This window comes from Micromonospora sp. RTBAU3-60 (assembly GCF_054963695.1).
Genome location: NZ_JBUEGB010000072.1, coordinates 1 through 25,462 on the forward strand (window position 1 = coordinate 1; position 25,462 = coordinate 25,462).

The window sequence follows — 25,462 nt, forward strand, 5'->3', positions numbered from 1 at the left end:
GCCCGTCCCACGGCAGCCACACTTGATCTGTGCCCTGGTCAACGGGAGCCTGATTGATCATGAAGACGCCGCTTGGTGGACCCGTTCTTCATTGCCGAGAAGAAGTGGCGAAGGCGGTTCGGCGATCGGTTGCCGAGGCCGCCCGGGGAGTCCCTGGCCGGCACTCCCTGGTGGAGTTGCTCGGGCCGGTACCCGTCACCAGTACCGACCGGCTGCAGCGCCGGTACCTGTGTGATGCGCCTCCCGCCGCGCGGTAGCGAGCGCTCCTACCGGCGGGGTGGGGGAGAGGGGCGCCGATACCGAGACGACTCCGGCGGGCCGAACCAACAGGTTGCGCGGTTTACGACGACGGACGCGCGGGTGCCTGTGATGAGCGCGGCACCCCGGTACCCGCTGGGGTACGGCCGCAGCAGTTCGACGCCCGCAGCATTGCAGGCCCAGGGCGCGGAGGCGGCGTGGTCAACGTCGACCTCACCTGGTCTATCGAGCCCGGCGAGCAGCTCGTACGGTGATCCTGGCGTCGATCCGCGTTCGGCCCGGAGGGGCAGGGCTGCGCGTGTATGGGTCATGTCAGGCCTCCGGCAGTCCAGGGACCCCGAGGTGACAGGGATGGGGTCCGCGCTTGCCCAGCACGCGGATCGGGCTGGGCCCGGTCATCACCCGGGGCACCCCACCGCGAACCTCGACGAGGGTTGCCGGCCAGCAAGCCGGGGCTTCACGCTGGCACTCGTGACCTGAGCCAAAGCATAACTGTGGGACGCGGGCCAACAACTGCAAGGTCCCCATCGCGCCGGCCTCGCCTGGCGGCCCCGGTCGCAGCCGCTGCGCCTGCGGGCACCCGGCGCCCGGAGTTCGCCAACTCGGGCGACAGGCCGGTCGCGTCGGTGGTCAGGACGTAGTCCGCCACGACGCCAGCCGCCGCCTGCTGGTGCGCCGCGACCGTCGCCGTCGACAGGGTGGACAGCTGCGTCAGGGCCATCGCCGCGCCCAGCGCCAGCGGGAGCACTGCGCCGCTCAGCCGGCGCGAGTTCGCCCCGGGTGTTCGCCGTGGCCAGATAGCCGCTGATCCGGAACAGGTGCAGCAGCGGTGCCAGCGCGGCGCTGGTCAGGCGCACCAGGCGCGGGCCGATCAGCGCACAGCCGAACATCAAGTCGGCTATCGCTCTGCTGCTGGCCCAGCTCGTCAATGACGGCGACGCCGACCCCGACGAACCGGTCGGTCTGCTGCTGCCCGAGCTCGGCACCGCCACGGGCGGGGCCCTGCGAGCGGCGACCGATACCAATCACGCTCGGTAGCTGGCCTCGTACTCGCCGATCGACTTCCGGGACCGCGGGCCGCGCTCGGCTCACGGGCCTGGTCGCTGCCGCTCCGGGGCGGCCCCGATCGGGATCTTCAGAACAGCGAGAAAAGCGTTGACCGCAGGCGTCCGGCCCAGGCGGCTCCAGACGAGGTGTTCGATCCGGGCCGGCGCATCGGCGACCTCGATGGCGGCCACGCCGGTGAGCCGTGGCACGTAGGTGGAGGGGAGCATGGCGACGCCGAGGCCCGCGGCGACGAGCTCAGCCATCAGGTCGGCGGCGGTCACCTCGAACGCGACGTCGCGGGCGAGGTCGGCGGCGGAGAATGCCTGATCGGTCTGGGCCCGCCCGGCGCTCCCGACCGGAAAGTCGACGAAGACCTCGGCAGCGAGCCGGTGGAGGTCGACTGTCGGTTCCTGCGCGAGCGGATGTTCCGGGGCGACCACGGCGACGAGCCGGTCCCGGGCGAGTTCGTGCACGTCTACGCCCTTCGGTTGAGCCGTTGCCGGTAGCCCCAGGAACGCCACGTCGATGACGCCCTGCTTGACCTGCTCCACGAGTTCGTCGCTCGCGCCGACGCGCAGGCCGACGCGTACGTGTGGGTACCGCTCCCGGAACGCGCGAAGCGTGGCCGGGATGTCGACGGCCGCGACCGTGGGGATAAGGCCCACCGTCAGTCGTCCCCGTACCTCTCCCACCGCCGCCGCGACCTCGGCGGCCGCGCGTTCGGCGGCGTCCAGGCACTGGCGGGCGGCGGGGAGGAACGCCGCACCCGCCGGGGTCAGTCGCACGCGGCGGCTGGTCCGCTCGAAGAGCCTCGCGCCGAGTTCCCGTTCCAGGCGCGCAATCTGGTGGCTCAGCGCGGACTGGACCACCAGGCACCGTTGGGCGGCCCGGGTGAAACTGCTCGTCTCGGCGACGGCGAGGACGTAGCGCATCTGTTGGAGGTCCATTGATCCATCTTCTCCGTAGATCGATGGGATGACAAACATGTGTTGGACTCATTGATAGCTACGCGATGAGACTTCCGGTATGACAAGTTCCGGAGCGGACAGGCTCCCCGACGGGGCCGGCGGCAATGCTCTCCCCAGCAACCTGCCGCGCACTGCCTTGACAGCGCTCGCCCCGCTGGCATGGGGTACCACCTACGTCGTCACCACCGAGCTTCTTCCGCCGGGCCACCCTCTGTTCGCGGGGCTCCTGCGCGCGTTGCCCGCCGGTCTGGTGGCGCTGGCGGTCACCCGTACGCTGCCGAAAGGGGCGTGGTGGGGAAAAGCGGCCGCGCTCGGCGTGCTGAACATCGGACTCTTCTTCCCGCTGCTCTTCGTCGCGGCCGAGCGGCTGCCGGGAGGCGTCGCGGCGACCCTTGGCGCGGTGCAGCCGCTCGTCGTCGCCGTCCTGGCCGCAACCGTCCTGCGGCAGGGACTTTCCGTCTGGCGCACCGTCTGGGGCGTGGCCGGGGTGCTGGGCGTCGGCCTGGTGGTGATCGGACCGGACGCCGCGCTCGACGTCGTGGGGATCGTGGCCGGCCTCGGTGGCGCGGCCACGATGGCGCTCGGAGTGACGCTGACCAAGCGCTGGGGGCGTCCCGCCGGGGTGAGTCCCACGGCCTTCGCCGGCTGGCAGCTCAGCGCCGGCGGGATCTTCCTGGCGCCCGTCACCTTCCTCGTCGAGGGGCCGCCACCAGTGGTCGACCCGCCCGCCGCTCTCGGCTACCTCTGGCTGGGCCTGGTCGGCGGTCTGGCGGCGTATGTCCTGTGGTTCCGCGGCGTCACCGCGCTACCCGTGACCTCCGTCGCGGTTCTCGGTCTGCTCTCGCCGCTGGTCGCCGCGTTGCTCGGCGCCGTCCTGCTCGATCAGACGCTCGGCCCGATCGAGCTTCTCGGGTTCGGGCTCTCACTAGCCGCAATCGTCGCGGGACAGCTTCCCGCGCCCGCCCGCCCCCGCCGCGGGGGCGCGCAGCTCGTACAGGAAGGGGCAACCCGATGAAGATCGCCATAGTCGGAGCCGCGGGAATGGTCCAGATGTCTGCCGCGGCGTCACTCCCACACGTCTCTTGATCAATCCGCCCCGAGATTGTCGCGAAGGAGTGCGGCGGTAGAGGCCCGACCGGCCTGGCCAGCCGTCGTCCTAGTCTTCAACGAGCAAACTCCACGTGATCAGCGTGCTGTGACGCTCGTACTCGCTGAGCGCAGAGCCCTGCGGCGCGAACCGCTCCATCAACCGCCGGGTGATGCTGGGCGCCGATCCCGTCGCGGAGGAAATCCGAAGCCGCTACGCGGACGGATCCCGCCACCTACCGTGGGATGTGACACGGTTTCGCGCCGGTCACATCCCAGGCCCTCGCCTGTCCCCGCCCGAACGATGAGGCCTTCCTGGCCCAGGTCGTCGCTCCACGCCCCGCCTGACCGTCCCGACGTACACCGCCGGCAACGAGTCTTCACGGAGGCCGCCCCATGCCCGGAACCACCTCCACCGACCCCGGCTCGCCCGACACGGAAGCGGCGGCAGCGGCGCACCCGCGGCGTTGGGTCGCGCTCGCGGTCATCGCGGTCTCCCAGCTGATGGTGGTGCTGGATGCCACAATCGTGAACATCGCGCTTCCTCAGGCCCAGGCCGACCTGGCGATCACCGACGCCGACCGGCAGTGGGTGGTCACGGCGTACACGCTGACTTTTGGCGGCCTACTGCTGCTCGGCGGCCGGATCGCCGACTACTGGGGCCGCAAGCGGGCCTTCCTGGTCGGTATGGCGGGCTTCGCACTCGCCTCGGCCGTCGGCGGGCTGGCCACCAGCGGCGGGATGCTCTTCGCCGCGCGCGCGTTGCAGGGCGCGTTCGGCGCGCTCCTCGCCCCGGCCTCGCTCGCGCTGCTCACCGTGCTGTTCACTGAGTCGCGGGAGCGGGCCAAGGCCTTTGCCGTCTACGGCGCGATCGCCGGTGGCGGGTCCGCCGTCGGCCTGCTGCTCGGCGGCGTGCTCACCGAGTACGCCGACTGGCGATGGTGCCTGCTGGTCAACATCCCGATCGCCGCCGTGGCGCTGGCCGCCGCGATCCCGCTGGTGCCGGAGAGCCGGGCCCACGGCGACACCCGGTACGACGTGCCCGGCGCGCTGGTGGTCACCGCCGGCCTGGTGAGCCTGGTGTACGGGTTCACCCGGGCCGCCAGGCACGGCTGGGACGCCACCGCGACGATCACGTTCATCGTGGTGGGCGTCGCGCTGCTCGCCACGTTCGTGCTGATCGAGCTGCGCTCCAGGCACCCGCTGCTGCCGATGCGGATCCTGCTGGACCGCAACCGCGGCGGGGCGTACCTCGCCTCCACGCTGATCGGCGCTGGCCTCTTCGGCGCATTCCTCTTCCTGACCTTCTACTTCCAGGTGGTGCTGCGGTACACGCCGCTGGAGGCCGGCCTGGCCTCGCTGCCGGTGACCGCCGGCGTGCTGCTCGCCGCGGGTGGCGCCAGCCAGCTGCTGCCCCGCGTCGGCGCGAAGCCGCTGATGCTGGGCGGCGCGGCGCTCGCGGCGGTGGGCATGCTCGTGCTCACCCAGATCGACGTGCACACCTCGTTCGTCACCCACCTGCTGCCCGCCCAGGTCGTCCTCGGTCTGGGGCTCGGCTTCACGTTCGTGCCACTGTCCAGCCTCGCCCTGTACGCGGTGCCCGAGCACGACGCGGGCGCCGCCAGCGCCACGCTGAACGCCACCCAGCAGGTCGGCGGCTCGCTCGGCACGGCGCTGCTCAACACGGTGTACACCAGCGCGGTGACCGGGTACCTCGCGACCCGGGTACCGGACCCCGCCACCCAGGTCAGGGCGCTGGTCCACGGGTACTCGGTGGCCTTCGCCTGGGGCGCCGGGTTGATCCTGCTCTCTGGCCTGACGACCCTGATCCTGATCAAGGTCCGCCGGCAGGACGTCCCCGCCGGCGGCGCCGTGCACATGGGCTAGCCATGCCGCCGCGAAGCGCTCCCGCGGCAGCCCGTCGTGAACTTGATGAGTGACTCGACTCGTGCGACTGTCAGATGAGCCCAAGCCGTGCTTTCAAACCAGCTTCTACGTCCGGCCATTCCCTGCGCAGGATTGAGTAGACAGCTGTATCTCTCCATGTTCCGTCGGCTCGACGTTGTACATGACGAAGCACGCCTTCCGGGTGCGCTCCAAGTCGCTCAATCGCCGCTCGTGAACGGGCATTGAGCACGTCGGCTTCGAAGCGTACTCGCTCGAAGCCGTGTGCGAAGACTGCCGACAGCAGCTGATGCTTCGCGTCGACGTTCACGCCTGAGCCCCAGACTCGCGGCGAGTACGCGGTCCATCCGATGTGCGCGGATTCGTTCTTTAGGTCGAAGTCTCCGAGGGTTGTCGTGCCCACCACCGCGTCGTTCTCCTTACGCAGGCAGACGGCATAAACGTTCCCGACACCCCAGGGCAGCCATGCCCGCACGAAGTCGGCCCATTCTTCGTAGGTGTCGCGGTAGGCCGCCATGCCACCACCCCAGCCGCCTGCGAAGACATCTGCATGACCGATCGCGTCGAAGAGCGCAGGTAGATCGGCCTCCGTGAGAGCACGAAGACGCACGACGGAGCCGTCGAGGATGACGCCGAGACCTGGCCGCGTGGCGGTTGACATGTGATCAATTGTGTCAGCCAGCGAGCTGCCGGCGATGGTGTCGATCGAGGGTGAGGCGGGCATCGGCAAGAGCCGGCTGGTAGCGGAGCTGCTGGCAGGCCGTAGGGTGCCAAAACCGATTCCGGCTGCTCCTACGCCATCTTCACCCCACCTCGGCCAAGTCAGGAGAGGCTACTTAACGGCTGAGGATCGTTCGGGTGCGGGTCCAGCTGTCGCACCTCGATGGTCATGTGCGGGAAGAACGGCAGGGTGGCCAGGGTCTGCCGCAGGTCCTGCTCGTCCGCCGCCCGCCACAGGCAGATGTTGGCCCAACCGGCCGCCGCGTGTGGCCGCCAGGCGCGGACCAGCCGGCCCTCCGCCGCCAGCTCCGCGGCCCGCGCCGCCTCGCGGCGCTTGAGGTCGTCGAGCTCGTCCGCGGTGATCCCCGCCGGTGGGGACACGGTCGCCTGCGTCAGGAACTCCATCATGGCGACGACCTCCAGTCAAACGATTGACCCGCAACAATCCGCAGATTAGCATCACCCAGTCAAACGTTTGACCAGGAGGATGGTGGTCCGATGGGCAAGGCGTTCACGGTGGCGGTCTCGGTGGCGGTGGCGGGGGCCCTGGTGGCCGTCGCTCCGGCCGCGCGGGCCGCGCCGGCTGACCACAAGGTCACGTCGGCCTGGCGGGACGGCGCGTTGCAGGTTGACACCGCCGATGTGGCGTCCCGCTCCGATCTCGTACTCGATGGCCCGGCCTGGCGGGACTACCAGAGCATGCCGCTCGGCAACGGCCGGCTCGGCGCGGCGGTCTGGTCCCAGGACGGCTTCACCGCACAGCTCAACCGCAACGACACGTTCCCCGACCTGAAGTCGGCCGGCCGGCTGGTCGTGCCCGGGCTCTTCGACCTCGCCAGCGCGCCCAACTACAAGGGCCGGCTCAACATCGGCGACGCCGTACTCGAGCAGAGCGGGCGCGGCATGTCAGCGCGGACATTTGTCCGGGCCGACCGCGACCAGCTCGTGCTGGAGGTCACCGGCGCCAAGCCCGGCAAGGAGCAGACCGCCGACCTCAACCTGTGGGACGGGCGCAAGCCCGCCACGTACGCGGAGGGCGCCATTGGCGCCCTGGCGGAGACCTTCACCGATTCCCGTTCCGGCGGAACCACTGGCGCCGTCGCCGCCATTACCGCGGACGCGCGTGACGTACGGGCCAGTGTGATCGATAGCGACACCGTGCGGCTGACCTTCAAGCCGCAGGCCAACGGCAGCTACCGGATCGTCGTGGGCGCGCCCGCGTACACCGGTGGTGACATCGCCGCGGCCAGCCGCCAGGCGGTCGCCGGTGTGATCGACGAGCGGGTCGACACCGCGCACCTGAACTGGTGGCACGCGTTCTGGAAGCAGGCCATGCCGATGAAGATCACCTCGCCGGACGGCACCGGTGAGTACTTCGAGGCGTTGCGCGCCCAGCAGCTCTACACGACCGCCGCGACCCAGCGCAACGACCTGCCGACCGGGCAGGCGGGCGCGGCCAACATGCTCTACCCGTGGCCGGACACCCCGGTCTCGCCGTCGACCTGGTTCCACTTCAACCTGCGCCAGCAGGTGAACGCGAACTACGGCGCAGGCACGGCGAGCTTCAACGCGCCGTATCTCAACCTCTACACGTCGCACCTCGACGAGATGAAGGCCTGGACGCAGAGCCACTGGCCGGGCGCCGACGGCGTGTGCGTACCCGAGCTGCTGCGCTTCGACGGCACGCCCGACGGCTGCGTCGCCGACGTGGGCCCGACATGGACGAACGCGATCCTCACCGGCGGTCTCGAGGTCTCGCACGACCTGTGGCGCCAGTACGAGTTCACCCAGGACAAAGCTGTGCTCGACCAGGGCTACCCCCTGATGAGCGAGGTCGCGCGCTTCTACCTCTCGCAGCTCAAGCCGGGCACTGACGGAAAGCTGCACCTGGAGCACGTCAACTCGTTCGAGACCCAGTGGGACGCCACGGACCCAACGCCGGACGTCGCCGGCATGACGGTCATGTTCCCGGTCATCGCCGACCTCGCCGCCACCCGCGGTGACGCCGACCTGGCCGGCAAGCTCCGCACGGCGGTCACCCAACTACCGGCGCTGCCCACCACGACCCGCAACGGCAAGCAGGTGTACGCCTGGTCGGCGAGCACCGAGCCGGCCAAGAACACGCAGAACGCCGACCTGGAGCCGCTGGCACCGTGGGGCCTGGTCGGGCCCGACGACGCGGTCATGCAGGACACCTTCGCACAGCGGGGCTTCCCGCTGACCCGCGAGTGGGACGAGTCGCCGATCTGGGCCGCCGACCTCGGCCGCGCCGACGACATGCGGCGCCTGCTCATCCAGGGCACCGCGGATCTGCAGAAGTACCCGAATGGCTTCACCGGGCACGGCCGCAACGACGACCCGGCGTCGATCCACAACATGTACAGCTCGTGGAACGCCGTCGTCGCCAACGCCCTGCAGGACGCGCTCGTTCAATCGAACGCCGGCACGATGCGGATCGCGTCCGCGATCCCGGCCGGCTGGACGGTCGAGGGTTCGGTCGTGATCGCCGGCGGTCACAGGATCAGCACCCAGGTCACCGACGGCTCGCCGAACGTGGTCGGCATCCAGGCCGGTTCGAACGACACGATCCGGATTCAGAATCCGTGGCACGACGACGCCGTACAGGTCGTCGACGGCCGGGGCAAGATCGTGGCGCACGGCAAGGGTGTGCTGACGGTGCCGGTCGCGGCCGGACAGTCGTACACACTGGAGCGGGCCGGTCGTTCGTTCCGCTACGAGGCGATCGGCGGGCGGGCGGCGAGCGCGGTCAAGCGTCTGGGCACCCAGACCCTGGGTGTCCCGGCGACGACGCCGCAGATCCGCGACGCCAACGTGTCGGTGGTCGCGCCCGACAAGCTCCACCCGCTCGTCACCGCCCGCCCGGGCGTGGCGGCGTACGTCGACCGCAGCGACACCGTCACGTCACTGCCGACGGAGCTCAACGGCACGACGATGATCCGGGGTGCCAACGGCGACGCGTCGCGCAACACCCCGACCGACTACCTGACGCTCGACCTGGCCAAGCCGGCGCCGGTGTACGTTGCGTTCGACAAGCGCGGCGAGGGCACCTGGTGGCCGTCGTGGCTCGAGGCGCAGGGCTTCACGCGCACCGACCTGACCGTCGGCAAGCACGAGTTCCAGCGCCGCGTCGAGATCGTCGACGGCGACCGGCTGCGCGCCTCGGGGGGCGGGGCGACGCTGTCCCGCGCCGGGGCCGACTGGGGTGACCAGATCATCGAGGCGAAGGTCAAGCAGATCCAGGTCGGCGCGAGCATCATGTTCCGGGCCACGGACCGCAGCAACGGGTACGTGTGGAACATCGGCGGCCCGCTGGGCAGCCCGGGCGGCCTCGGCCAGCTGCGGATGAGCACGGTCGTCAACGGCCGCTCGACGCTGATCGGCTCGGTCATCCCGATCGGGCCGGGCGCCGGCAACGAGTACACGCTGCGCATCGAGGCGATCGGCAACCACCTGCGTACGTTCATCGACGGCAAGCTGGTGGACGACCGAATCGACAACACGTTCGCCCGGGGACGGGTGGGCGTCAACCTCGGCGGCAGCGACGTCGGCGAGTACGACAGCATCGCGGTGTCGTCGCCCGACGGTGCTTCGCTGTTCCGTGAGGACTTCACGGGTGACCTGGCGCAGTGGGACATCCCCGTGGACCGCCAGGACGCGGACATGGTCGTCTTCAAGAAGGACGCACCGGCCGGCAAGCTCGTCCTGGGGCCCAACACGGGCATCTCGGGCCGGGGTGACTCGAGCTACCTGACCTTCGTCGGCGAACCCGCCGGGTAAGGAACCGCTCCACGGGGCCGGCCGGCCGGGCCGCCGGCCGGTCCCACCCGGGGTTTGACGTGGGCGGCACTGCCCTCTAGCCTCAGATTCAAACGATTGAACGGGGTACGGGATATGGACGAGCGCGCGCCGCGCATCGACTTCACGGGCCGGTGGGCGCTGGTCACCGGCGGCGCCGGCGGCTTGGGTTCGGCCTGCGCCCGCGCCTACCTCGCGGCCGGCGGCTCCGTCGTGCTGGCCGACCTGCCCGGCGAGCGGCTCGAGCGGGTCGCCGCCGAAGTGCGCGCCGCTGGCGGCGGGCGGGTTGAGGCTACCGGGGTCGACCTCGCCGACGTGGCGACCTGCCGGGAGTTGCCGCACCGGGCGCACGCGATCGCCGGCCGGCTCGACACCCTGATCAACGCCACCGGCGTCATGCAGACCAAGCCGATGGCCGAGGTCACCCCGGAGGAGTGGCAGCGGGTCATCGACATCAACCTGACCGGCGTCTTCCACACCACCCAGGCCGCCTGCGGGCTGATGGCCGAACATGGCGGCTCCGTCGTCAACATCGCCTCCGTCGCCGCCCGCTCGGGCCGGCCCGCCGCGCCCGCGTACGCGGCTAGCAAGACCGCACTGCTTTCGTTGACCAAGTCCGCCGCGCTGGCGTACGCGCCAAAGGTCCGCGTGAACGCGGTCTGTCCGGGCGTCTTCTTCACCGACATGTGGCGCGGCATCGTCGAGGACCGCGACCGCGAGTACGGGGCCGGCGCCGGCCAGCGCTACCTCGACGAGGTCACCGCTAAGACCCCCCTCGCCCGCCTTGGCAAGGTCGAGGAGCTCGCCGATGTCGTGGCCTTCCTCGCCAGCGACCTCGCCGCCTACATCACGGGACAGGCCGTCAACGTCGACGGCGGCCTGGAAATGGATTGAACGGAGCACCGATGACAATCGACGACCACCTGGCTCACCTGTACGCCATGTGGCGCATCCGTGCGCTGGAGGAGAAGATCCTCGAACTGCGCCTCGCCGGCGACGTCGTCGGCTCCGTCCATCTCTGCAACGGCCAGGAGGCGGTGGCGGTCGGCGTCTGCGGCCAGCTGCGCAAGCAGGACGCCGTCTTCGCCACGTACCGCGGGCACGGCTGGGCGATGGCGCGCGGCGTACCCGCGTACCCGATCCTCGCCGAACTGCTCGCCCGCACGACAGGCGTGAACGGTGGCCGCGGCGGCTCGGCCCACTTCTCCGCCCCCGAGTACGGCTTCTACGGCGAGAACTCGATCGTCGGCGCCGGCGCCCCGATCGCCACCGGCGCCGCCCTCGCCAGCACTTTTGACAAGAGCGGCCGGGTCGTCGTCACGGTGTTCGGCGACGGCGCGATGAACCAGGGCGCCGTGCCCGAGGCGATGAACCTCGCCGCCGCGATGAACCTTCCGGTGATCTTCGTCTGCGAGAACAACAAGTACTCCGAGCTGACGCCGATCAACGACATGGTCCGCAACCCCGACCTCTCCGCCCGGGCCGATGCCCTGGGCATCCCGGCCACCCGGGTCGACGGCAACGACCCGGCCGAGGTGGCCGCCGCGACATCGCTCGCGATCCAGACCGCCCGGCACGGCCTCGGCCCGACCTTCATCGAGGCGCACACCCGCCGGATCGTCGGGCACTATATCGGCGACGCGCAGCAGTACCGCCCGGCCGGCGAACTGGAGGCCGACACCGCCGCCGAGCCGATCGCACGTTTGACCGATCAGCTCATCGCGGCGGGAGTCTCCGCCGGTGCGGTCGACGCCGTACGCCGTCGGGCCGTCGCGGAGATCGACGATGCCACCCGCCGCGCCCTCGCCGCTTCCGCCGCCGACCCCGCGACCGCCCTGGAGCACCTCTATGCGTGAGACCGTCAAGCTCAACTACGGCGGCGCCGTCAACGCCGCCCTCGCCCGGTCCCTCGAGGACTACCCGGAGGCGATCCTCTTCGGCGAGGATGTGGCCCTGCCCGGCGGCGTCTTCGGCGTGACCCGCGGCCTGCACAAGGCGTTCGGCAACCGGGTCTTCGACACACCGATCTCCGAGACCGCGATGTTGGGCGCCGCAATCGGCTCCGCGATGATGGGCCGGCGGCCGATCGTGGAGATCATGTGGATGGACTTCATGTTCGTCGCGTTCGACCAGATCGTGAACCAGGCCTCCAACGTCCGCTACGTGTCCGAGGGCCGGTTGACGGCGCCGCTGACGATCCGCACGCAGCAGGGCAACGCGCCGGGCGCATGTGCCCAGCACTCGCAGAACCTGGAGGCGCTGCTGCTGCACATCCCCGGCATCCGGGTCGCCATCACCTCGACGCCGCAGGACGCGTACGACGTGTTGCGCTCCGCGGTGGCCTGTGACGACCCGGTGGTCGTGATCGAGAACCGCACGCTGTACGCCGGGCCAAAGGCGGAGATCGAGGTCGGCGGCGCGCCGGAGCCGATCGGTGGTCACCGGCTGCGTCGCGCGGGCGCCGACGTCACGGTCGTCACCTGGGGTGCCATCACCAGCCGTGTGCTGGCCAGTGCCGACCGGCTCGCCGCCGAGGGCATCGACGCCGAGGTCATCGAGGCAGTCTGGCTCAACCCCTTCGACCATGCGGCGGTCGCCGCGAGCGTGGAGCGCACCGGCCGGCTCGTGGTCGTGCACGAAGCCAACACGACCGGGGGGTTCGGCGCCGAGGTCGTGGCCCGGGTCGTGGAGAGCGGCGCCGCGCTGCACAGCCCACCGCGCCGGATCGGCGCCCGGGACAGCCGGATCCCGGCCGCGGTCGGCCTCGCGGCCGCCGTACTGCCGCAGGAGGACGACATCGTCAATGGCCTGCGCGCGGTGGTCGGCCGATGAGCGGCGCGCTCCGCGGCATGTGGCACTTCAGCTTCACGGTCGCCGACATCGACCGGAGCGTCGCGTTCTATCGTGACGTGTTGGGGATGACTCTGGTGCACCGGCAGGTGCAGTCCAATGAGTACACCCGCCGGCTGGTCGGCTATCCGGACGCCGAGCTGCGGGTCGCCCAGCTCGCCATCCCGGGCCAGGACCGCTCGAATTCCACACATGACCTGGAGCTGGTCGAGTACGTGGTGCCGCGCGGTGAGCCCTTCGGGCCCGAGCGGCACCGCCCAGGCGCGGCACACCTCGCGTTCTGCGTGTCGGACGCCCTCGCCGAGCATCGGCGGCTTAGCGATCTTGGCGTGGTTTTCGTCAGTCATCCACAGGAAATCACCGCGGGGGTGAACCGGGGCGGCTACACATGCTATTTCCTAGACCCAGACGACATCACCCTCGAACTGGTCCAGCCACCGGCCGGCCGGATCCCGTGATCTGAAGGAGACACCCGTGACGCAAGACCAACGCGCTGGTACGAAGCGCGTGACGCTCGTCGACGTGGCCGCCGCCGCGGGTGTCGACAAAGCGATCGTCTCGCGGGTGGTCAATCGCGACCCGACGCTGCTGATCAGGCCGGAAACGCGAGTCCGGGTCGAGGCCGCGATCACGGAGCTGGGCTACCGGCCGAACCTGAGCGCGCGCTCCCTGCGCACCGCCAAAACAGGAATCCTCGGTCTGGTCATCCCGGATTTCAGCAACCCGGTGTACGCGCAGATCATCGCCGGCGCCGAGGCCGCCGCCCTCTCCAGCGGACATGTCCTGGTCACCGGCTCGGCGAGCGGCGCGACCTCGCCGGCGCAATACCTCGACCTGCTCGGCAACGGCCGGGTCGACGGCCTGCTCATCGCCGGCGGTGCGCCCTCCGCGCAGGAGCAGCGCATCCTCGACGGCTTCGACATCCCATGGCTGCTGGTCAACCGCCGCGACCGCAACAGCCACCGCTACGTGATCCTCGACGACGCGAAGGCGGCCGGGATGGCGGTCGACCACCTGGTCGACCGGGGCCACACCGAGATCGCCCACATCGCCGGCCCGAAGGCAGCCGACACCGCACAGCGCCGCCTGAAGGGCTTCACGGCGGCGATGGCAGCCCACGGCCTGCGCGCGCCGGCGTCCCGGATCGTGATGGGCGAGTACACGATGGACGGCGGCGCCGAGGCCGCGGCCAAACTGTTGTCGGCTCGCCGCCGCCCGACCGCGATCTACGTCGCCAACGTGGCGGCGGCCGTGGGCGTCCTGCACGAACTGGCCGGCCGCGGCCTGTCGGTGCCGAGTGACGTCTCGGTGGTCACCACGCACGACACCGAGCTCGCCTCACACGTGATGCCGGCCCTCACGACGGTCCGGATGCCGCTTCGCAAGCTGGGCGCGACTGCGGTTCGCGAGTTGCTCGACAACCCGCCGGATGCCGCCGTGGAACAGGTCCTGAGCGACGATTTCACCCTCGTCCTGCGCGACTCGACCGCCGGGACCCAGTGACCGGGCAGGCCGGTAGGCGGCGTGCCGAGCCGGCCCTGCACCTGGGCCGGCGTCGGGTGTCTGGCGCACCATCCCCCAGGGTTTCTCTCGCCCGACGGCTGCCCTGGTGCAGTCGGCGGCATGTGTGGGTCGGTAGCCCGGGGCTGCTCGTGTATCGACTGCGGGATCAGGGCCGCTTGTCGAGCAGCGTCCCGAGCCGCTCGTGCGCCTCGGCCAGGGCCGCGTGGCCCGCGCGCTGTTCGATGACCCGGATCATCATCTCGTTGAGGATCAGCGCCATCTCGGGCCAGCGCGGGTCCACCGGGACCGAGCGCGAGTCGCGGTGCGCGTCGGCGAGCACCCCGTAGTACGGCGCCAGCATTGAGACCCGTGGGTCCGCCCACGAGTCGAGCCGGGTCGCCGACCCGCCCGACTGCGCGGTGACCACGTCCATCTCCTTCGTCGTCAGGCGGCGGATCAGTTCGGCGGAGCGCTCGGGATCCTTGGCCCCGGCCGGCACCGCGAGCACCCAGTAGGCGTTCATCGTCACCCGGGACGCGGCGCCCGGCACCGGGGCGCAGCCGACCAGGCCGTGCGTGGGTGAGTCGAGCGGGGCCGAGAGCGACGCGAAACCGCACCAGTTGACCATCATGGCGCCCGCGCCGGCGGCGAAGCGGACACCGGACTCGACGCTGTCCCAGCCCGCCGCCGCGGGGTCCACGACCCGGCTGCCGTGCCAGAGGTCGTCGATGAAATCGATTGCCGCGCGGGCGCTGCCGCTGTCGAGGCCCGAGCGGCCGTCCGCGGTGACCAGCTCGCCGCCGCGGCTCCACAGGTGCATCAGGAAGTCGTACACATTGTTGTGCTCGTCGGGGAAGCCCGCCAGCACCGTGCCGTACAGGCCGCGCTCCGGGCGGGTGAACCAGACGGCCTGGTCGCGGTACTGGTCCCAGGTCTCCGGTACCGCCAGCGGGTAGCCGAACCGCTCCGCGAAGCCGGCTTGCTCGGCCGGGTCGCCGTAGAGGTCGGTGCGGTAGATGAACAGCATCGGGCCGTCGTGGTAGGCGACGCCGTACGTCCGTCCGTCGGCTCCGGTCTGCAACTCGCGCAGGGCCGGCACCCACTGGTCCGGCCAGCCGTCCGGCGCTGCGCTGGCGAAGTGGCCGTCCAGGGGGAGCACCTTGCCGCTCTCGATCAGGCTCGGCAGCCAGTCGGTGACGACCATGAGCACGTCGTACGCGCCCGAGGTGGCGGCATCACCGTCGATCAGCCGGGTCTGCAGCTCGGAGATCTCCAGCAGCTCGTACCGGGCCGGCAGGTCGGACAGCGTGGCCAGCTGGGTGGTCAACGACCGGTGGAAGCCGTCGAACTCGCGGCCGACGACGACCAGGGGATCGGGCGCGGACACGGGACCACCAACCTTCCGGAGCAGCGTTCAAACGATTGACTATGTATAGCAGCGGTGGTCTGATGGGGGAAGCCCCTCGTACCCAGGAGACTTGATGATCGACGCGCTTCGGCCGATCGCGCAGGCCTGCGACCTCACCATCCCCCAGGAGCACCACCGCGGCATCGCGATCGTCGGCGCCGGCGCCATCGTCGAGGTGGCGCACCTGCCGGCGTACCAGCGGGCCGGCCTGCCCATCCGAGGGATCGTCGACCTCGACCGCACCCGGGCCGAGAAGCTTGCCGCGCGGTTCGGGCTCCCGCGGGTCTACGACAGCCTCGACGAGGTGCTCGAGGACGACAGCGTGGAGGTGCTCGACATCGCGGTCGTGCCGGACGCCCAGCCGGAGATCGCCAAGCGCGCCTTCGCCACGGGCCGGCACGTCCTCGCGCAGAAGCCGATCGCGGTCGATACCACGCTGGGTCGGGACCTGGTGGCCGCGGCCGACGCCGCCGGCTCGGCGCTGGTGGTCAACCAGCAGATGCGCTACGGCGAGGGCATCGCCGCGACCCGCGCCATCGCCGAGGCGGGCTGGCTGGGCGAGGTGACGGCGCTGACGATCGACGTCAACATCACCACCGACTTCTCGGCGTGGGGCTGGCTCGTGCACAGCGAGCGGCTCGACCTGATGTACCACTCGATCCACTACTTCGACACCGTACGGTCGCTGCTCGGCGACCCGGACACCCTCTACTGCGTCGCCGGCCGGCGGCCGGGCCAGGTGCCGGCCGGCGAGACCCGCTCGATCACGACGATGACCCTCCCGTCCGGCACGCGCGCCCTGGTCAACGTCAACCACGAGAACGTCACCGGCGACCCGTCGGCCACGTTCCGGCTGGATGGTTCGCAGGGCTCGGTGCGGGGGAGCATCGGCCTGCTTCTCGACTACCCGCACGGCCGCCCGGACACCGTCGAAGTGCGCAGCGCCGTGCTGCCGACCGACGGGTGGCTCCCGTACCCGGTGACCACCCGGTGGATCCCGGACGCGTTCGCGGGCCCGATGCGGGCCCTGCTGGGCCAACTCGCCGGCAACGGCCCGGCCCCGACCCAGGGAGCGGATGCGTTGCGCACCCTCACCCTGGTCGAGGCCGGCTACGAGTCGATCCGGACCGGCGAGGTCACCCGCCTGACCTGGTGAGGCCCGTAGCCGGGAGCGGGGCTTAGATCTTCGCGAGCATGCCGCGGATCCCGCGCTCCACCTTGTCCGCGGCCTCGATGCGCATGCCAACTGTGCGTGGCGTCGGGCAGCAGCCGCTGCTTGCGTCCCCTGCGGACGCGCCCGGCTCTGCACCGCCACGTGCCCGCGCGCCGGCCCGAACACGGCCCGCTTGGCCTCCGGATGTGCGCGCACTTCTCTCTCCGGCAGCGCCATCGCCACGCTCAGGCCCGGGCCCAACGCGGTGAACATGATCAGGTCGCGCAGCTCGACCGCGACGTCCGTGGGCGCCGCGGGGCACGGGGACGGCCCGCTCCAGCCCCTGCCCGCCCGGTCGTAGACCACGCCGCTGGTGAACCGGCTGTTCAGACGCCCCGAGCCACCGTCGAGGAAGACCAGCGCCGGGGCTGCTCGCTCGTGCGAGCGCAGGTCCCGGCCCTCGAGCTGTTAGAGGCGCCCCACCAACTGGTCGAAGGTTGACGCGGCATCAAGGTCAAGCCCCGATTTCAAGAAGTCGCAGGTGCGTTCAAACGCTTGACTAGATGTGGCCATCGCCGTAGCTTACGTTCAATCGTTTGAGCAAAACCTGGGAGCTGTGCATGACCTTCGATCTGCTCGGCAAACTCGGGGAGGACGGCATCATGGGCGCCGTTTTCTCGGAGGAGCGCGTCGTCTCGAACTGGCTCGTGGTCGAGGCCGGGTTCGCTCGCGCACTGGCGGATGCCGGGGTCATCGACACGGCCCGGGGCGAGCGGATCGCCACCGCCTGTCGCCTCGACGTCATCGACCGCGAACGGCTCTGGAAGGAGACCCGCAACGTCGGCTATCCGATCTTGCCCCTGGTCAAGCAGATCGTCGCGGCGCTCGACGACGACGACGCGGCCTGGGTGCACTACGGCGCCACCACCCAGGACATCATGGACTGCGCGCTGGCCCTCCAGCTGCGCGACGCTGCCGACCGGCTGGCAGAACTGGTCGGCCAGTTCGGCGACGCCATCGCCCAGCTTGTCGAGCGGCACGCGGGCTCCGTCATGCCGGGCCGCACGCACGCTCAGCAGGCCGTCCCGACCACTTTCGGCCTCAAGATGGCGGTCTACCTCGACCAGCTCGCCCGCGACGCGGAACGATTGACCGCCGCCCGGGCAAGAGCGGCCGTCGTTTCGTCGTACGGCGCCGGCGGCACCTCCGCAGCCCTGCGCGACAACGGCCCGGCGGTCCGGGCCGCTCTCGCCAAAAGGCTCGGCCTCGCCGACGCGGAGTTGCCGTGGCACGTCGCGCGCGATCGGGTGGCCGAGCTGACCAGCGCGGCGGCGATGATCGCCGGCACTTGCGTACGGTTCGCCCGCGAGGTGGTCGACCTCTCCCGCACCGAGGTGGGCGAGGTGTCCGAGGCGACCGGCAAGTACCGTGGCGCGTCGTCGACCATGCCGCAGAAGTCCAACCCGATCTCCGCCGAGGCCATCATCGGCTTCGGCGTCGTAGCCCAGAACGCCGCCAATGCGATGCTGCGGGCGCTGGAGGCGGGACACGAGCGGGCGGCGGGTGAATGGCAGGTCGAGTGGCGGGCGGTGCCCGGCTGCCTGATCGCCGCGGCCTCGGCCCTCGACATCGCCCGCGAGGCCGCCGAGAACCTGCTCGTCTTCCCCGACCGCATGCGGGCCAACCTCACCCGTGACGGCGGCCGGATCATGGCCGAGGCGTACATGATCGCGCTCGCCGAACACCTCGGGCGCGACGTCGCGCACGAGAGCGTCTACGAGGCCGTCCTGCTCTCCCGCGCGGACGACCTTCCCCTGCCCGAAGCGCTGCGCCGCAGCGTGACCCCTGAGCTGTGGGACCGGATCGCCGCAGTCCTGCCCGAGCCCGACAACTACCTGGGCAACGCCATGCGGCTGTGCGCGTCCGCCCTGACCAGCTGGCGATCACGCGCCCAGGGTGCGTAGTCGCCGACCGCCATCCCCGAGGAGATCCGGCACCACGTCGTCCAGCACCAGCGGATTTCCGAACGTACGCAGGAGAGATACATGAGAACTGTCCGCAGAGCCGGCGCCATCTGTGTGGGCGTGGCCCTGGCACTGACCGCCGCCGCGTGCAACACCGAGAGTTCCAGCGACTCGGGCGCCACCGCCAGCGACGCCCCCGGCAAGCAGCTCACCATTGGCCTGGCCAACCAGCAGGAGTCGGTGACCTTCCCGGCCGCCATCGCCGAGGGCGCCAAGAAGAAGGCGGCCGAGCTGGGCGTCAAGCTGATCACCCTGGATTCGCAGGGCGACCAGGCCAAGCAGGCCAGCCAGGTGCAGGACCTCATCGCGCAGAAGGTCGACGGCATCATCCTCGTACCCCTGTCGCCCGGTCCGTCGCAGGCGTTGGTCGATCAGGCCGACGCCGCGGGGATCGCGGTCGGCACCACCCACGGGTACGTCGGCGCCGACCGCAAGCCTGAGGACCCGTACCAGAAGCTGAAGTTCATCGTCACCGAGGACGAGGTCGGCGCCGGCGCCACCGCCGGCAAGATGGCCGTCGACGCGGTGCCCAACGGCGGCAAGGTCGCCGTGATCACCGGTGCCGCCGGCTTCCAGGAGAACACGACCCGCGTCCAGGAGTTCACGAAGGCGCTGGAGACCAAGGGCGGCTTCACGGTCGTCGCCACCCAGCCGGGCAACTGGACCAAGCAGGACGGCCAGGCCGCGTGCCAGAACATTCTGGCCGCGAACCCGGACGTCGCGCTCTTCTACGCGATCTCCGACGATATGGCGGTCGGCTGCGGCGCGGCCATCAAGGCGGCCAACTCCACCGCGAAGGTGATCGGCGTCGGCGGGGCCCAGGTGGGCATCGACGCGATCAAGGCAGGCACGATGTACGGCACCGTGTGCTACAAGCCGTTCGACGAGGGTGGCCAGGCCGTGCAGCAGATGTACGACGCGCTGACCGGCAAGCTCACCGGCGCGCCGAAGACCAGCTTCTACGAGACCCCGGGCGTCACCAAGGACAACGTCGACTCGTGCGTCCCGCAGTGGTGACCGGCCCAATCCTCAGGTGATCCCATGAGCAGTGACCCGGGCGGGACCCCGCCTATTCTCGACGTCCGAAATGTTCATAAGGTCTACCGGACCGGTACGCACGCCCTTCGCGGTGTCAGCATGCGGGTCCGTCCGGGCACCGTTCACGGACTGATCGGCGCCAACGGCGCCGGCAAGTCCACCCTCATCAAGATCCTGTCTGGCGCGCAGACCGTGTCCAGCGGCGACATCGCCTGGCGCGGTTCGCCGGCGAACTGGTCGTCGCCGTCCCAGGCCCTGGCCGACGGGCTCGCGGCCGTCTACCAGCACATGCCGCTCGTGCCCAGCCTGAGCGTGCTCGACAACGTGTTCCTCGGTCACACGGGCGGCGTCCGCTGGGACCGCGCCCGGCGTACGCGGGAACTGGCGGAGCTGTGCGACCGCGTGGGCTACCCGCTCGACGGCGACGACCTGGTCGGCGACCTGTCGATCGGCGCCCGCCAGATGGTCGCGATCCTCCAGGTGCTGGCCCGCAGCCCGGCGCTCGTGCTCCTCGACGAGCCGACCGCCGCGCTGTCGCCCAGCGAGCGCGAGATCCTCTTCGCCGTGGTGCGCCGGCTGCGTGACGCCGGCACGACGTTCATCTACGTCTCGCATTTCCTCGACGAGGTGCTGGCCCTGACCGACCACCTCACCGTGCTGCGGGACGGGGTGGTGGTGCTCGACGCGCCGACCGCGTCGACCGACGAGGCCGCTTTGATCACGTCGATCGTGGGCGAACGTTTGGCCGCGTTCGAGGCCGACGCGCCCGACGCCGCGCGGTCGCTGGGTGAAGTCGTGCTCTCGGTCGACGACCTGGCGTCCGGCTCCTCCTTCGGGCCGCTCTCGTTCCAGGTGCGGGCGGGCGAGGTGGTCGGCGTCGCCGGCCTGCTCGGCAGCGGCCGCACCGAGCTGCTTCAGGCGATATACGGCGCCGACCGCGCGGCGACCGGCTCGGTTACCGTCAACGGCCGCGGCCGGCCACGCAGCCTACAGGCCGCCGTACGCCGGGGCATGGCGCTGGTTCCCGAGGACCGTGCCCGCCAGGGTTTCCTCTCCGACTGGGAGATCTGGCGGAACATGTCGCTGCCGGACCTGCCACGGCTGTCGTGGCGGCGGATGTTCCCGCACACCGCGCGCGAGCGGGCCCAGGCCACGCAGGCCGTCGACGACCTCGGCATCAAGACGCAAACGATTGACTCGAAGGTCGGCGACCTCAGCGGCGGCAACGCACAGAAGGTCGTCTTCGCCAAATGGTTGTACGGCAACGCCTCGATCTTCCTCCTCGACGAGCCCACCGCCGGGGTCGACGTCGGCGCCAAGTCCGACATCCTGCACCTCATCCGCCGCCTCGCCGGCCGGGGCGCGGCCGTCCTGATCGTCACGTCCGAGTTCGAGGAACTGATCGGATCGTGTGACCGGATCCTCGTCCTGCGGCGCGGGGAGCTGGTCGCCGACCTCGTCTCGGCCGAGACGGACGTCCACGAAGTCACCGCCATCGCCAGCGGGTTCCGAAAGGCAGCAACATCATGAGCAACACGGCTACGAAGCCGTCAGCCTGGCGGAAGGCGCTGGCCCCGCGTGCGGCCGGCGTCGTCTACGCCTTCATCGGTCTGCTGGCGGTGCTGACCATCACCTCGTCCGTGCAGGGCCGGCCGAGCTACCTGAGCAGCGTCAACCTCAGCAACATCCTGGAGCAGTCCGCCCTCATTGGGATCCTCGCGATCTTCATGACGGTGGTGCTGATCTCCGGCAACTTCGACCTGTCGGTCGCGTCCACGGCGGCACTGGCCGGGACCGTGGCGCTCAAGCTGATCGACGGCAGCGGGACATTCCTCGCGGTGCTGGCCGCGATCGCCTGCGGTGCCGTGGTCGGTCTGATCAACGCTGTGCTCGTGCAGAAGGTCGGCGTGAACGCGTTCATCGTTACGCTAGGCACGCTGACGGCCGTGCGCGGTGTCGTGCAGGCGATCCTCGACGGCAGGAGCATCACGGCTCGAAACACGGCACTGCTCGACTTCGCGACGGGCCGCTGGGCAATGCCGCTCGCGGTCGCCTTGGTCATCGGCGTCGCGCTGGTGGCCCTGGCGGTGGTGCTGGCTGTGCGTTCCGGTGCTGTCCGCGAACGTTTGACCGCGTCCTGGCCGCTCTGGGGCGCCGGTCTGCTCGTCCTGCTGGTCGCCGGCTTCCGCCCCAACCTGCTGGACCAGGCCGTACCCGTCTGGATCATGCTGGGTCTGGCGCTGATCGCCAGCCTCGTGCTGCGCTTCACGGTGGTCGGCCGCAATCTCTACGCGGTCGGCGGCAACGCCGAGGCCGCGCGCCTCTCCGGTATCAACGTCGACCGCTACAAGATGGGCGCCTTCGTCCTCAACGGCGTGATCGCGGCGATCGTCGGTGTGGTGTACGCGGGCCGCTTCAACTCGGTCGACCCAACCGTGCTTAACGGCGCGGAGCTCACGGTCATCGCCGCGGCCGTGCTCGGCGGGACGTCGCTGTTCGGCGGCTCGGGCGTGGTGGTGAAGTCGGTGATCGGAACGCTGATCCTGTTCACCCTGAGCAACGGCTTCAACGTGCTCAACATCGGGTCGAACTACCAGAACGTCGTCCAGGGCACTGTTCTGGTCGCGGCGGCGTCGCTCTACACGGCGACCAGCCAGCGGGACCGCGCGCTGCTGCGGAAACGGCTGGGCCGGCGCCGTTCCGGGACGGGACCGGCCGAACCCACCGCGGCACCGGAACCGCAATTCATCAAGTCAAACGCGTGACCTCACCGGCGGCTGTGGTCGCGGTGCGCTGGTCTGCGCCGCGGCGCGCCCGGAACCTCGACGCTGCCCTACGGGCGGGCCGCAACGGCAGCGCGGCGCGGGCCAAAGGCGCATTCGTGCCCAAGCACCTGCACGACACCACCCACGACCGCGACGGCTGGCTGGAGGACGGAGCCACCGCCTACCGGACCTTCATTTCCTGCCTGCTCGACGTCACCGACAACCGTGGCCACGGCGGCGAAATCCTCCCACCGCCGAGCGTGGTGCGCCACGACGGAGATGACCCCTACTTGGTCGTCGCCGCCGACAAGGGCACAGCCACGTTCTCCGACCACGCCAACGCCGTCGCCGCCGACTGCCGGCCGGTGTAGCGCGGGTTGGCCAGGATCGCCGCCACCGTGCGCAGGGTCCAGGCCGTGCCGCTGCAGTGGGGGGTTGCGGATTCGGTCGTAGCCGGATGGCCAGGGCCCCCACGGGTGTCAGCGATGGCTTCGGCGGGGGTTTCTGCTGCGCGCCGCGGGGGTCAGCCGATCTCGAGGTTGGCCATCATCCCCATGTCTTCGTGTTCTGCGTTGTGGCAGTGGAAGAGGTACCGGCCGCGATAGCCGTCGAAGCGGGTGATGATCTCCGCCGACTCGCCGGGCCGCAGCGAGATGGTGTCCTTCAGGCCCGCGTCGTGAGCGAACGGCTGCCTCCCGGCGCGGGAGAGCACCTGGAAGCCGACCAGATGCAGATGGACGGGGTGATGGACGTCGGCGATCAGCCGCCACACCTCGACGTCGCCGAGGTTCACGGTCACGTCGGTGCGCGCTGGGTCGAACGGCCGGCCGCCGATCAGCCAGCCGTGGCGGCCGTGCATGCGCCCGGCGCGGAAGGCGAACTCGCGCACCCGGGCCGCGTCCGACCGGTGCCATGACGGTATGTCGCGCGCCAGGACGGGCGGGATGCGGCTGTCGTCGGCGGCCTTGCGGGCGATCCGGAAGGCCATCACGTCGCGGGTGCGGCCGGAGCCCAGCCGGTTGCGGATCCGGACGCGGCCGCCGCCGGGGACGTCCGTGAAGTCGACGATCAGGTCGTAGCGTTCGGCCGGGGCGATCGGTAGGGATCGGTGGGTGACCGGTGCCGCGAGCAGGCCCTGGTCGGCGCCGATCTGGACGAGGTCGAGCCGGCGTCCGTCGTCGGTGACTGCTTCGAGCTCGTAGTGCCGGGCGTTGGAGGCGTTCAGGATGCGCAGCCGGTATCGGGCCGCGTCGACCTCGTGCATCGGCCAGGGGGCGCCGTTGACCAGGATCACGTCGCCGAGGACTCCGGCGAGGTAGGGTTCGCGGACGCCCGGCCGGTCCCGCAGGCTGGGGTCGAAGGCGGGGTATTTGAGTTTGCCGTCACCGTCGAACGCGCGGTCGGCGATCATCAGCGGCACCTCACGCGCGCCGGCGGGCAGGCCGAGCGCGTCCTCGGCGTCGTCGCGCACGAAGTGCAGCCCGGCCAGTCCCCGCCAGATCGCGGGTGCGGTGAAGTCCATCCGGTGGTCGTGGTACCAGAGCATCGTTGACCGCTGGTCCGTCGGAAACGTGTAGTCCCGGGTCAGCCTCGTCACCACGGCCCGTGGATCGCGCATCCCGGCCATCCCGCTCGGGCCGCTCATGGCGCTCATGCCGTCCATCCCGGACATGTCAGCCATCTGATGCATGGCCGACGTCCCGTCGGCGGGGTCCGGCCAGCCTTCGGGCAGGACGAGGTCGGTCGGGTATCCGTCGGAAGTCGGTGTGTTCCGCCCGCCGTGTAGGTGCACGACGGTCGGGACGGGGAGCTCGTTGCGATGCGTCACGGTGATCGGCCGGCCGCGGCGCGCCTCGATCGTCGGCCCCGGGAACGTTCCCTCGTACGTCCACATCGGTGTCCTGACACCCGGAAGGATCTCCATCTTCACCTCACGCTGCGTCACCTCATATCGGTCGACGCCGCCGGAGGTGCTGACCGGCTTCAGCACCGTGGGAAGCGGTAACGGCGTGCGGAACGCGGGTGGCAGCGGGATGGCGCTGCGCAACTCGGCGCCGGTGGCCGCCGGGCGGCGGGACAGCGCGGCCGAGGTCGACAGCCCGGTGGCCGCTGTCAGCCCGAGTGTGCCGCCGATACCCAGCAGCCGGCGCCTGGTCATTCCAGGGTTCTTACTCACCGCCGTTCTCCTTACCGCTGGCCGGCCGGATCGGCCCGCTCCACACAGCGATGAACTGCACGACGAGCCCGACGATGGTCAGCACCCCCAGCGGGAGGTGCAGCCACAGCGTCCCGTCTATCCCGGCGAAGTACTGGACCGTCTCGGCCGCCACCAAGGCCAGGGTGGCCAGGCACAGCCGGGCCTGACGCAGCTGGACCCAGACGATGACCGCCGCGATCAGTTGCAGGTAGCCGAGGGTGGTGACGATGTTGGCGCCGACCTCGTGCCAGCGCAGGCCGTCGAAGTTGCCGCTGAGATAGATGCCGGCGAACGCCGGTTGCCCGAAGATCGCCACCATATGTGCGCTGACGATGACCCGCAGAACCCATCCGGTGCGGCTCATACGGTGCGCGGCATCGGTGCGGGCCGGGCCGATGCGCTCGGCTGCGGTCGCCATGAGGCGCCCTCCTGACTTCGCTCTCGATTCGTTCGATGGGACGATCGCGCCGGGAGGGAGATCCGGGGCGCGATCGGATGTGATGGCCGTCAGACCAGTGCCGGGTCGAAGGCCGCCGCGCGGTGGGCAGCCCACTGCACGTAGGTGAAAGCCGGTCGCCCGGCGATCTCCTCGACCGCGGGTGAGATGTCCGCGACCTCGCCGTCCCGAGCGGCCAACCCGGCGATGAGCTGGTCGATTACGGAGGAGAGCATGCGGTGGTGCAGCATCTGCTCCCGGTACTGTTCCGGGGGCACCTCCGCGAAC

At 70.5% G+C, this 25,462-nt stretch carries 20 protein-coding genes, 1 pseudogene and 1 riboswitch; of the genes and pseudogenes, 14 read left to right on the plus strand and 7 right to left on the minus strand.

The window, feature by feature from the left end:
* Positions 1-613: 613 nt before the first annotated feature.
* Positions 614-735: riboswitch (SAM riboswitch) on the minus strand.
* A gap of 611 nt (positions 736-1,346) precedes the next feature.
* Positions 1,347-2,252, minus strand: coding sequence for a LysR family transcriptional regulator (locus ACY34I_RS34340; protein ID WP_462759318.1), 906 nt, complete (start codon positions 2,250-2,252; stop codon positions 1,347-1,349).
* A gap of 79 nt (positions 2,253-2,331) precedes the next feature.
* On the opposite strand from ACY34I_RS34340, the gene ACY34I_RS34345 reads away from it, so the two are divergent.
* Both ACY34I_RS34345 and ACY34I_RS34350 read left to right on the plus strand, forming a co-directional pair.
* Positions 2,332-3,288, plus strand: a complete 957-nt coding sequence (locus ACY34I_RS34345; protein ID WP_462759319.1) for an EamA family transporter — start codon at positions 2,332-2,334, stop codon at positions 3,286-3,288.
* Between the two features lie 467 nt (positions 3,289-3,755).
* A complete protein-coding gene (locus ACY34I_RS34350; protein ID WP_462759320.1) occupies positions 3,756-5,246 on the plus strand; it encodes an MFS transporter in 1,491 nt (496 codons plus the stop codon).
* Positions 5,247-5,316: 70 nt separating this feature from the next.
* Here the strand turns inward: ACY34I_RS34350 and ACY34I_RS34355 are convergent, their stop codons facing one another.
* Together ACY34I_RS34355 and ACY34I_RS34360 are read right to left on the minus strand one after the other, a co-directional pair.
* The gene (locus tag ACY34I_RS34355; protein ID WP_462759321.1) at positions 5,317-5,925 is read right to left on the minus strand and encodes a GNAT family N-acetyltransferase; all 609 of its coding nucleotides are present in this window, start codon (positions 5,923-5,925) and stop codon (positions 5,317-5,319) included.
* A 161-nt stretch (positions 5,926-6,086) separates the two neighbouring features.
* Positions 6,087-6,392: a muconolactone Delta-isomerase gene (locus ACY34I_RS34360; RefSeq protein WP_462759322.1), complete on the minus strand. Its 306-nt coding sequence runs from the start codon at positions 6,390-6,392 to the stop codon at positions 6,087-6,089.
* 90 nt (positions 6,393-6,482) lie between these two features.
* Here ACY34I_RS34360 and ACY34I_RS34365 point away from each other — a divergent pair, with 90 nt between their 5' ends.
* From ACY34I_RS34365 to ACY34I_RS34390, 6 genes are all read left to right on the plus strand, one after another.
* On the plus strand, positions 6,483-9,782 hold the full coding sequence (locus tag ACY34I_RS34365; protein WP_462759323.1) for a glycosyl hydrolase family 95 catalytic domain-containing protein: 3,300 nt from the start codon (positions 6,483-6,485) through the stop codon (positions 9,780-9,782).
* Between the two features lie 114 nt (positions 9,783-9,896).
* The gene (locus ACY34I_RS34370; protein WP_462759324.1) at positions 9,897-10,694 is read left to right on the plus strand and encodes an SDR family NAD(P)-dependent oxidoreductase; all 798 of its coding nucleotides are present in this window, start codon (positions 9,897-9,899) and stop codon (positions 10,692-10,694) included.
* Positions 10,695-10,705: 11 nt separating this feature from the next.
* Entirely contained in the window at positions 10,706-11,656 is a 951-nt protein-coding gene (locus tag ACY34I_RS34375; RefSeq protein WP_462759325.1) for a thiamine pyrophosphate-dependent dehydrogenase E1 component subunit alpha, read from the plus strand.
* Positions 11,649-12,632 carry an alpha-ketoacid dehydrogenase subunit beta gene (locus ACY34I_RS34380; protein WP_462759326.1) on the plus strand — a complete coding sequence of 328 codons (984 nt, stop codon included), beginning with the start codon at positions 11,649-11,651 and terminating at the stop codon, positions 12,630-12,632. The genes ACY34I_RS34375 and ACY34I_RS34380 overlap by 8 nt, the downstream gene beginning before the upstream one ends.
* On the plus strand, positions 12,629-13,108 hold the full coding sequence (locus ACY34I_RS34385) for a VOC family protein (RefSeq protein WP_462759327.1): 480 nt from the start codon (positions 12,629-12,631) through the stop codon (positions 13,106-13,108). Before ACY34I_RS34380 ends, ACY34I_RS34385 begins: the two co-directional genes overlap by 4 nt.
* Before the next feature lie 16 nt (positions 13,109-13,124).
* Complete coding sequence (locus ACY34I_RS34390; protein ID WP_462759328.1) at positions 13,125-14,153, plus strand: LacI family DNA-binding transcriptional regulator; 1,029 nt, start codon at positions 13,125-13,127, stop codon at positions 14,151-14,153.
* A gap of 166 nt (positions 14,154-14,319) precedes the next feature.
* Here the strand turns inward: ACY34I_RS34390 and ACY34I_RS34395 are convergent, their stop codons facing one another.
* Positions 14,320-15,540, minus strand: a complete 1,221-nt coding sequence (locus ACY34I_RS34395; RefSeq protein ID WP_462759329.1) for an extracellular solute-binding protein — start codon at positions 15,538-15,540, stop codon at positions 14,320-14,322.
* Between the two features lie 94 nt (positions 15,541-15,634).
* On the opposite strand from ACY34I_RS34395, the gene ACY34I_RS34400 reads away from it, so the two are divergent.
* The 6 genes and pseudogenes from ACY34I_RS34400 to ACY34I_RS34425 form a co-directional block, all read left to right on the plus strand.
* Positions 15,635-16,717: a Gfo/Idh/MocA family protein gene (locus tag ACY34I_RS34400; protein WP_462759330.1), complete on the plus strand. Its 1,083-nt coding sequence runs from the start codon at positions 15,635-15,637 to the stop codon at positions 16,715-16,717.
* A 617-nt stretch (positions 16,718-17,334) separates the two neighbouring features.
* Positions 17,335-18,678: a class-II fumarase/aspartase family protein gene (locus ACY34I_RS34405; RefSeq protein WP_462759331.1), complete on the plus strand. Its 1,344-nt coding sequence runs from the start codon at positions 17,335-17,337 to the stop codon at positions 18,676-18,678.
* Positions 18,679-18,759: 81 nt separating this feature from the next.
* Positions 18,760-19,755, plus strand: coding sequence for a sugar ABC transporter substrate-binding protein (locus ACY34I_RS34410; protein ID WP_462759332.1), 996 nt, complete (start codon positions 18,760-18,762; stop codon positions 19,753-19,755).
* Between the two features lie 24 nt (positions 19,756-19,779).
* Entirely contained in the window at positions 19,780-21,306 is a 1,527-nt protein-coding gene (locus ACY34I_RS34415; protein ID WP_462759333.1) for a sugar ABC transporter ATP-binding protein, read from the plus strand.
* An 89-nt stretch (positions 21,307-21,395) separates the two neighbouring features.
* On the plus strand, positions 21,396-22,541 hold the full coding sequence (locus tag ACY34I_RS34420) for an ABC transporter permease (protein WP_462759334.1): 1,146 nt from the start codon (positions 21,396-21,398) through the stop codon (positions 22,539-22,541).
* A 101-nt stretch (positions 22,542-22,642) separates the two neighbouring features.
* Positions 22,643-22,891 (plus strand): annotated as a pseudogene (locus ACY34I_RS34425) (NAD-glutamate dehydrogenase domain-containing protein); the annotation flags it as partial.
* A gap of 173 nt (positions 22,892-23,064) precedes the next feature.
* Here ACY34I_RS34425 and ACY34I_RS34430 read toward each other — a convergent pair.
* From ACY34I_RS34430 to ACY34I_RS34440, 3 genes are all read right to left on the minus strand, one after another.
* Positions 23,065-24,717 carry a multicopper oxidase family protein gene (locus ACY34I_RS34430; protein ID WP_462759335.1) on the minus strand — a complete coding sequence of 551 codons (1,653 nt, stop codon included), beginning with the start codon at positions 24,715-24,717 and terminating at the stop codon, positions 23,065-23,067.
* Positions 24,710-25,156 carry a hypothetical protein gene (locus ACY34I_RS34435; protein WP_462759336.1) on the minus strand — a complete coding sequence of 149 codons (447 nt, stop codon included), beginning with the start codon at positions 25,154-25,156 and terminating at the stop codon, positions 24,710-24,712. Before ACY34I_RS34435 ends, ACY34I_RS34430 begins: the two co-directional genes overlap by 8 nt.
* An 89-nt stretch (positions 25,157-25,245) precedes the next feature.
* On the minus strand, positions 25,246-25,452 hold the full coding sequence (locus tag ACY34I_RS34440; RefSeq protein WP_462759337.1) for a hypothetical protein: 207 nt from the start codon (positions 25,450-25,452) through the stop codon (positions 25,246-25,248).
* Positions 25,453-25,462 lie beyond the last annotated feature (10 nt).

What these genes read in the sequence shown, in the direction of transcription:
- ACY34I_RS34340 (WP_462759318.1), bottom strand. Translation starts at nt 2,252, where the DNA reads ATGGACCTCCAACAGATGCGCTACGTCCTCGCCGTCGCCGAGACGAGC.
- ACY34I_RS34345 (WP_462759319.1), top strand. Translation starts at nt 2,332, where the DNA reads ATGACAAGTTCCGGAGCGGACAGGCTCCCCGACGGGGCCGGCGGCAAT.
- ACY34I_RS34350 (WP_462759320.1), top strand. Translation starts at nt 3,756, where the DNA reads ATGCCCGGAACCACCTCCACCGACCCCGGCTCGCCCGACACGGAAGCG.
- ACY34I_RS34355 (WP_462759321.1), bottom strand. Translation starts at nt 5,925, where the DNA reads ATGTCAACCGCCACGCGGCCAGGTCTCGGCGTCATCCTCGACGGCTCC.
- ACY34I_RS34360 (WP_462759322.1), bottom strand. Translation starts at nt 6,392, where the DNA reads ATGATGGAGTTCCTGACGCAGGCGACCGTGTCCCCACCGGCGGGGATC.
- ACY34I_RS34365 (WP_462759323.1), top strand. Translation starts at nt 6,483, where the DNA reads ATGGGCAAGGCGTTCACGGTGGCGGTCTCGGTGGCGGTGGCGGGGGCC.
- ACY34I_RS34370 (WP_462759324.1), top strand. Translation starts at nt 9,897, where the DNA reads ATGGACGAGCGCGCGCCGCGCATCGACTTCACGGGCCGGTGGGCGCTG.
- ACY34I_RS34375 (WP_462759325.1), top strand. Translation starts at nt 10,706, where the DNA reads ATGACAATCGACGACCACCTGGCTCACCTGTACGCCATGTGGCGCATC.
- ACY34I_RS34380 (WP_462759326.1), top strand. Translation starts at nt 11,649, where the DNA reads ATGCGTGAGACCGTCAAGCTCAACTACGGCGGCGCCGTCAACGCCGCC.
- ACY34I_RS34385 (WP_462759327.1), top strand. Translation starts at nt 12,629, where the DNA reads ATGAGCGGCGCGCTCCGCGGCATGTGGCACTTCAGCTTCACGGTCGCC.
- ACY34I_RS34400 (WP_462759330.1), top strand. Translation starts at nt 15,635, where the DNA reads ATGATCGACGCGCTTCGGCCGATCGCGCAGGCCTGCGACCTCACCATC.
- ACY34I_RS34405 (WP_462759331.1), top strand. Translation starts at nt 17,335, where the DNA reads ATGACCTTCGATCTGCTCGGCAAACTCGGGGAGGACGGCATCATGGGC.
- ACY34I_RS34410 (WP_462759332.1), top strand. Translation starts at nt 18,760, where the DNA reads ATGAGAACTGTCCGCAGAGCCGGCGCCATCTGTGTGGGCGTGGCCCTG.
- ACY34I_RS34415 (WP_462759333.1), top strand. Translation starts at nt 19,780, where the DNA reads ATGAGCAGTGACCCGGGCGGGACCCCGCCTATTCTCGACGTCCGAAAT.
- ACY34I_RS34435 (WP_462759336.1), bottom strand. Translation starts at nt 25,156, where the DNA reads ATGGCGACCGCAGCCGAGCGCATCGGCCCGGCCCGCACCGATGCCGCG.